Source organism: Limosilactobacillus pulli (assembly GCF_947381555.1).
GTDB lineage: Bacteria > Bacillota > Bacilli > Lactobacillales > Lactobacillaceae > Limosilactobacillus > Limosilactobacillus pulli.
The window spans coordinates 1-7,154 of sequence record NZ_CANCWQ010000045.1 but is presented as its reverse complement, the minus strand read 5'-3'; the positions used below and the strand labels follow the sequence as shown (position 1 = coordinate 7,154).

6 protein-coding genes and 1 pseudogene are annotated in these 7,154 nt (G+C 46.0%); 4 read left to right on the top strand and 3 right to left on the bottom strand.

Annotated elements, in window-relative coordinates; genetic code table 11:
- Nucleotides 1-77: 77 nt before the first annotated feature.
- Together QOS03_RS08735 and QOS03_RS08730 are read left to right on the top strand one after the other, a co-directional pair.
- Nucleotides 78-1,328: pseudogene (locus tag QOS03_RS08735) on the top strand (MATE family efflux transporter); the annotation flags it as partial.
- 92 nt (nt 1,329-1,420) lie between these two features.
- Complete coding sequence (locus tag QOS03_RS08730) at nt 1,421-2,290, top strand: aldo/keto reductase (RefSeq protein WP_283576135.1); 870 nt, start codon at nt 1,421-1,423, stop codon at nt 2,288-2,290.
- Between the two features lie 58 nt (nt 2,291-2,348).
- Here the strand turns inward: QOS03_RS08730 and QOS03_RS08725 are convergent, their stop codons facing one another.
- The 3 genes from QOS03_RS08725 to trpX are packed head-to-tail and all read right to left on the bottom strand — an operon-like array spanning nt 2,349 to nt 4,994.
- Nucleotides 2,349-3,113 (bottom strand): ABC transporter ATP-binding protein, encoded by a 765-nt coding sequence (locus QOS03_RS08725; protein WP_283576134.1) that lies wholly within the window; start codon nt 3,111-3,113, stop codon nt 2,349-2,351.
- Nucleotides 3,106-4,005, bottom strand: coding sequence for an ABC transporter permease (locus QOS03_RS08720; protein ID WP_283576133.1), 900 nt, complete (start codon nt 4,003-4,005; stop codon nt 3,106-3,108). Before QOS03_RS08720 ends, QOS03_RS08725 begins: the two co-directional genes overlap by 8 nt.
- Nucleotides 4,002-4,994 (bottom strand): tryptophan ABC transporter substrate-binding protein, encoded by a 993-nt coding sequence (gene trpX / locus QOS03_RS08715; RefSeq protein WP_283576132.1) that lies wholly within the window; start codon nt 4,992-4,994, stop codon nt 4,002-4,004. Before trpX ends, QOS03_RS08720 begins: the two co-directional genes overlap by 4 nt.
- A gap of 358 nt (nt 4,995-5,352) precedes the next feature.
- On the opposite strand from trpX, the gene QOS03_RS08710 reads away from it, so the two are divergent.
- Together QOS03_RS08710 and sufU are read left to right on the top strand one after the other, a co-directional pair.
- Nucleotides 5,353-6,582 (top strand): aminotransferase class V-fold PLP-dependent enzyme, encoded by a 1,230-nt coding sequence (locus tag QOS03_RS08710; protein ID WP_283576131.1) that lies wholly within the window; start codon nt 5,353-5,355, stop codon nt 6,580-6,582.
- Nucleotides 6,563-6,994 (top strand): Fe-S cluster assembly sulfur transfer protein SufU, encoded by a 432-nt coding sequence (gene sufU / locus QOS03_RS08705; protein WP_272208873.1) that lies wholly within the window; start codon nt 6,563-6,565, stop codon nt 6,992-6,994. Before QOS03_RS08710 ends, sufU begins: the two co-directional genes overlap by 20 nt.
- The last annotated feature ends 160 nt before the right edge of the window (nt 6,995-7,154 follow it).

The following is a 7,154-nucleotide window of genomic DNA, read 5'->3' as shown; positions in this document are numbered from 1 at the left end:
AAGCACAGATCGAGGCACTTGTCATGACGAATAATCTAGCAAAATTTGGAATGTTACAAACTAGCAATTGACGTATTATTATCTATAATCTGGTAGACACGTTCTTTGTTTCCCAAACTCAAAATCCTGATCTGGTAGCGGGTGTATCGCAAGGCGCGCCAGTTTTCAGTCTGTTGGTTGCAATTGGCGACATCTTTGGCTTAGGAGGCAGTTCACTGATTTCGCGGCTGTTTGGCGAAAAGCGTGATCATGAGGCTCGGCTGGCTTCAGGCTATTGTTTTTACGTTTCGATTATCGTAGGGGTCTTGATGACGATCATCATGGTTGTCTTCCAGACGCCGATTCTGCATCTATTGGGAGCGACCACGGCTACTTGGCAGTACGCGCGGGAATACTATCTTGTAATTGCGTTTGGCGCGCCATTTATCGTTTTCGGCCTGACGCCAACCAATATTTTAAGAACTGAAGGGTTGGCCGTGCAGTCAATGACGGCCAGTATGGTCGGAACGATTTTTAATATTATTTTGAATCCAATCTTTATTTTTCCTTGCGGTTTAGGAGCTGCGGGTTCGGCATTAGCCACGGTCGTCAGCAATGTTATTGGCGATGCTTTGATGATTTATTATTTAAATACGAAAAGTCAAAAACTAACGACCTCAATTCATGAAGTTAAGTTGAGTCCGGCACTGCAAAAAGAGATCTATACGATCGGGATTCCGGCCTCGATTACCAATATTATGGTTATGTTTTCAATGGCCTTGACGAATCGCTATTTGATTGGCTATGGTTCGACCAGCGTAGCGGCGATGGGGATTGCTACCAAGATTAATACTATTATCTTTATGGTGATGGTTGGCTTTGCTTTTGGTGCCCAACCATTAATTGGTTATACGTATGGTGCCAAAAATCAGAAAAGGTTTAATGAAGCCGTGCGTTTTGATATATTGGTCGTCGTTGTTTTTGGTGTCGTGGCAACGCTTTTGATGATGCTGGCGGCTCCTTTGATCATTCGTTTATTTATGAAGGACCAGACCGTGATCAGTGAAGGCACGACCATGATTCGCTGGTTGGCCAGTTCGACAACGTTGGGTGGCTGTATTTTGGTATTTACGACGATGTTTCAGTCAATGGGCAAAGCAGTCCCTGCGTTTTGGCTGTCAGTATCACGGCAAGGATTGATCTTCTTGGTCTGCATCATAGTTCTGCATCAGTTGTTTGGCTATTGGGGAATCGTTTCAGCTCAAGCGGCATCTGACGTTTTGACGTTGCTGCTGGCTGTTTTGATGTGGCAAAAGAATCGACCGCATTTTAGTAAAGAAAATCATTAAAAATTTTACCAAGATGGCTTTTGATTCCGGCATGATTTTAACCTTATAATGTACTTATAGTACCGAAACGCAGCTAAGAAAGAAGGGTTATGATGAAAAATCAGTTAACGAGCGTAACTTCAATGCGTCGCTTAAACAATGGTGTTGAAATTCCATGCGTCGGTTATGGTACGTTTAGAACACCGGAATCAGTGGCTAAACAGTCAGTTATGGATGCGATTGATTTGGGCTATCGGCATATTGATACGGCTGCAGTTTATGAAAATGAAGTCGGTGTGGGTCAAGGAATCGCTGCTTCAGACGTTGCACGGGAAGACTTGTTCGTTACCAGCAAACTTTGGAATACTGAACGCGGCTATGAAAAAACGAAAGCTGCCTTTCAAGCAACCTTGGATCGTTTAAAGCTTGATTATCTGGACCTTTATTTGATTCATTGGCCAGCCAACGAAAAACAGTTTGGTCAGGATGCCGAAAAGCTGAATGCTGAAACCTGGCGGGCAATGGAAGATCTTTACAATGAAGGCAAGATTCGGGCAATTGGGGTTTCAAACTTTTTGCCGCATCACGTTAAGGATTTGATGAAGACTGCCCAGATCAAGCCAATGGTCGACCAGATCGAAGTTCATCCAGGATGGCCACAGACAGAAACGGTTCAATGGCTGCAAGCACAGAATATTCTGGTTGAAGGCTGGGGCCCATTAGGTGGTCAGGGAGCAAAAGTACTAGTTAATGATACGATGAAAGAAATTGCCAAGGCTCATGGCAAGTTACCGGCTCAGATTGCGTTGCGTTGGGAATTGCAGCAAGGTGTTTTGCCACTGCCAAAGTCGGTTCATCGCGAGCGCTCGGCACAAAATATGGAAATCTTTGACTTTGAGCTTTCAGAGTCTGAAATGCAGATGATTCAAGCGTTGCCAAATCTTGGTGGGCAATGTGCTAAACCTGATGAGGTAGATTTTTAATTGTTGACTAAAAAGACATTCCGTAATGGTGCGGAATGTCTTTTTGACTGTCATTATTTTACATTTCAAAGTAGGCATACAGATCGTCAATCGTTAACTTAGCTTTTGCGGCTGCATTGTAATCGGCTTTGATCTGACCATCTTTTAAAACGATCAGCCGGTTGCCGTATTTGAGAGCATCTTCCATATGGTGGGTAATCATTAAGGCCGTCAGATGATCTTCGGTGATGCGTTGATTGGTAGCGTGCAGCAGATTGCGTGCCGTATGTGGATCTAAGGCGGCGGTGTGCTCATCAAGCAACAGAATATCTGGTCGTTTAAGCGTAGCCATCAAAAAGCTCAGTGCCTGCCTCTGCCCGCCAGAAAGTGCTCCGGTTGGTGTAGTCATACGATTTTCCAAGCCATTGTTCATTTGAGCGGCCAGCTTGGTAAATTCTGGCATTTGCTGTTTTAAACGACGTGGAATCAAGTGCCGACGTTCACCACGCTTGGCGGCCAGCAGCATGTTTTCAGCGACTGTCATCCGGGGAGCCGTTCCCAGTTTGGGATCTTGGAAAACGCGAGCCAAAAAGGTGGTACGCTGTTCTTCGGTCGTTTTGGTGATGTCGGCACCAGCATGAAAAATCTGTCCAGCATCGGCTTTCAGATTACCGCCAATTACGTTAAAAAGAGTAGATTTGCCGGCACCGTTAGTCCCAACGATGGTAATAAAGTCACCTTCATTGATAGTTAGATTGATATCCTTTAAAATCGTAGTTTCATTGGTAGTACCTGGATTAACGATGGTTTTGACGTTTTTTAGCTCAAGCATTGGTTCAGTCATTGGTTGCGACCCCCTTAAAGAATGGCTTGCGAATGTGGAACAGCTTGTCCAATTGCGGCAGCATCATGCAGAGCGCCAGGACGATTGAAGAAATCAAGTTGAGGTCGTTAGCGCTAAAGCCTAGTTGCAGTACGGCCAACAGGATCAGTCGGTAGATGATGCTCCCTAAGGTTACGGCAACCAGCCGCTGTGACAGCGTCAGCTCGCCAAAGGCCACTTCGCCGATGATAATTGAGGCCAGGGCAATGACGATCGTCCCAATCCCCATGTTGACATCAGCATAGCCATTGCTTTGAGCAACCAGTGCCCCACAAAGGCCAACCAGACCATTTGAAATCATCAAGCCAACATTGATCGTGGCATCAGTGTGAATTCCCAGCGATTTGGCCATCACGGGATTGTCGCCGGTAGCGATAAACGACTGGCCATAGTCGGTATCCAGGAAAAAGACCAGTAAAAGCGTAACAATGGCAATTACGATCATGCCTAAGATGACACTGTCGAAATATTGTGGCAATGAGGTCATAAACGTGCCGGAAAAAAGAGTTCGTTTGCCAAGCAGCGAGATGTTTGACTTGCCCATGATACGCAGGTTGACTGAGTAGGCAGCCGTCATGGTTAAGATACCAGCCAACAGGAACGGAATCTTGCCTTTGGTGTACAGCAGCCCAGTCACCAGGCCTGCCAGCATGCCGGCACCAAAGGCCAGTAGAGTGGATACAATCGGTGAAAAGCCATTGCTGATGGCAGTTACGGCTACGGCAGCTCCAAGTGGGAAGGTACCTTCAACCGTCATGTCAGCCAGATTTAGAATACGGAAGGTCAGGTACAGTCCCAACCCCAGCAGAGCCCATAACAGACCCTGTCCAATTGCAGATACGATCAGATTCATTTGATTACCTCCCCATATTTTTCGGCTTCACGCTGGAAACTGGCTGGTACGTGCAGACCAAGTTTGCGTGCTTGTTTCAGATTTAGTACGGGTTCGCCGTGACGGATATATTTGATGGCGGTCGTTGATGGCTTTTTCTTGCCTTTCAAAATGTCGGCCGTCAATTTACCGCCTTCAACGCCCAGTTTGTATTGATTGATGCTGTAAGCGGCGACCCCACCTTGCTTGACCATCGTATCAACGGCTGGGAAAACCGGTTTATTAACGGCATTGGCATTTTTGACCAGTGTCTGCATCGCGCCGGCAATCGTGTTGTCAGTTGGTACGATTACAGCATCAACCTCGCTCAGCATCTGCTGCGAGACCTGATTTAAGTCATTGCTGTTGGAAATGGAGTAAGCCTTCAGATTTAAGTGCATCTGCTTGGCGTACTTCATAAATTCTTTATATTCAGTAACCGCGGAACTGTCGCTGGAAGTGTAGATGATCCCTAACGTCTTGGCGTGCGGCATGAACTTGTGAATCAGTTGCAGCTGTTCTTTAACTGGCGCTTGGTCCGAGATCCCAGTGATGTTGCCGCCTGGACGCTTGTTGTTCTTAACCAGGCCGGCACTTTGTGGATTGGTTACGGCACCTAAGACGATTGGAATCTTTTTGGTTGAGTTGGCCAGTGCCTGTGAGGCTGGCGTCGTAATCCCAAACAGAACCGTTGAGTTTTCATTAACCAGCTTGTTGGCCATGGTTTTTAGATTGCTTTGATCACCGTTGGCATTTTGATAGTCGATCGTAATGTTTTTGCCGTTGTGATAGCCATCTTCGGCCAATCCATGGACAAATCCTTTATAGATCTGATCCAAAGCTGGGTGATGCATCAAGGTCAAGACCCCGACCTTAGGCTTTGATTGCTTGATGATGCCGCCATTTTCCTTGAAGTAGGCGACTCCAAGAAACGTAAGTAAAATGGCGATTACGGTATACATTCTTTTCATGGTGATTTGCCACCTTTCCGAAACCTTTGAATAATTGCTAAACGATAAAATAAAAGAGGAAGCCAGTCTGCAGGCTTCCTCTTGGGAAAATAAAAAGCCTGCATGTGGTTCCATGCAGGCTTGTATTATGAAATAAGCCGGCACAGAATGGATCTGACTTCCCAGACCGCATTCTGTGCGATCTGAGTTACCGGCTTTGCCAACGAATATTCAGTTGGATGCGGTTGTAACTCATGTGCTTATCTCCTTTCGCGTGTTTGATTGTTTTAAAGTATAATCAGTATCACGATCGTTTGTCAACACAAAAATTAAATTTTTATGAGTTTTTCCTAGTGTTTTTTTAAAGAAGGCGAATCAATTGGATATTAAACGCATAAAGCAGGATTTTCCCATTTTTAATCAGCAAGTCAACGATGAGCCATTGACTTATCTAGACAGTGCGGCAACGGCCCAGATGCCAAATTCGGTTCTAAATGCTATTGAGTATTACTACCGGCATGATCACGCCAACGTTCATCGTGGTACGCACACGCTGGCACAGCGAGCAACCGCAGCCTATGAGCAGGCGCGCCAAAAAGTGGCTGACTTTATCAATGCCAATCAGACTGAAGAGATTGTCTTTACCCGCTCGACAACGGAAAGTCTGAACTGGGTTGCTCAAGGCCTTACCAAAATGATCAATCCGGGTGATGTAATCGTAGCAACGGTAATGGAGCATCACAGCAACCTGGTTCCTTGGCAGCAGCTAGCCAAAAGAACTGGTGCCAAATTAAGGTTGATTGGCTTAAATGATCAACAAGAACTGGATTTAGATGATGCCAAACGAAAAATCGATGCTAAAGTTAAAATCGTGACGATTGCACATGCCTCAAACGTTTTGGGCGTGATTAATCCAATTAAAGAACTCAGTAGCATGGCCCATCGATTCGGTGCCTGCATGATCGTTGACGGTGCCCAAGCCGTGCCGCATTTGCCTGTGGATGTGCAGGATCTGGACGCGGACTTTTATGCTTTTTCAGGCCACAAGATGCTGGCACCGACCGGCATCGGTGTTTTATATGGCAAAATGGAATGGCTAAAACGCTTAGAACCAAGTCAGTTTGGTGGCGAGATGATCGATCAGGTTACCCAGCAGGCGGCAACCTTTAAGCCGGTACCATGGTGTTTTGAAGCCGGAACGCCTAACATCAGTGGGGCAATTGCATTGGGAGCAGCAATTGACTACTTGAACCAGTTTGGGATGGATCAAATCGCTGATTATGAACGACAGCTGGCAGTCAAGGCCATCCCCAGACTATTGGCAATTGACGGTCTGACGCTATACGGGCCGCATGATCATCATACCGGAGTTCTGGCCTTTAATCTGGCAGGCATTCATCCTCATGATGCAGCTACGGCGCTTGATCTTGAAGGAGTCGCGGTCAGAGCCGGTCATCACTGTGCTCAACCCTTGATGAAAGAATTGGGTGTTGATGCAACGCTGCGGGCCAGTCTATATCTGTATAATGATCAAAAAGATCTTGACCGCTTGATTTTGGCCATTAAAGCAACAAAGGAGTTTTTTGAAAATGGGTTTGAGCAGGCTTAACTATTTGTATCGTGCCGTAGTTTTGGAACATGCCAGCCATCCACATCATCAAGGAGCAATGCTGGATGCTGATGCACAGACAACTCTGCATAATCCAACTTGTGGCGATACCATCAATTTGGCCGTCAAAGTAGATCATGACCATATCAGCGACCTTATGTTTACAGGCAGTGGCTGTACGATCTCACAAGCTTCGGCCAGTATGATGGGGGATGTCTTGATTGGTCAGTCGGTTGATGATGCCAAAAAGCTGATTCATGATTTTTCGGAACTGATTATGGGAAAAGAAATCAGCTCTCAGGCCCAAGATCAGCTTAAGGATGCGGCCATTCTTGGCAGCGTGGCACAGTTTCCAACCCGGATCAAATGTGCAGCACTGGCCTGGCATGCGGCTCAAGAATTACTGGAATGATAAAAAAGACGCCTTATTCGCGGATTGCGAACAGGCGTCTTTTGCTTAAGCTGCTATCTTAAGCGTTAATTGAAAAGGATGTTGATACGCGATTTGCTAGTTCGTAACATTTAACAAAAAAAGCCTAACAAGGTTAGACTCAAAGTAGACTAAAAAAGGA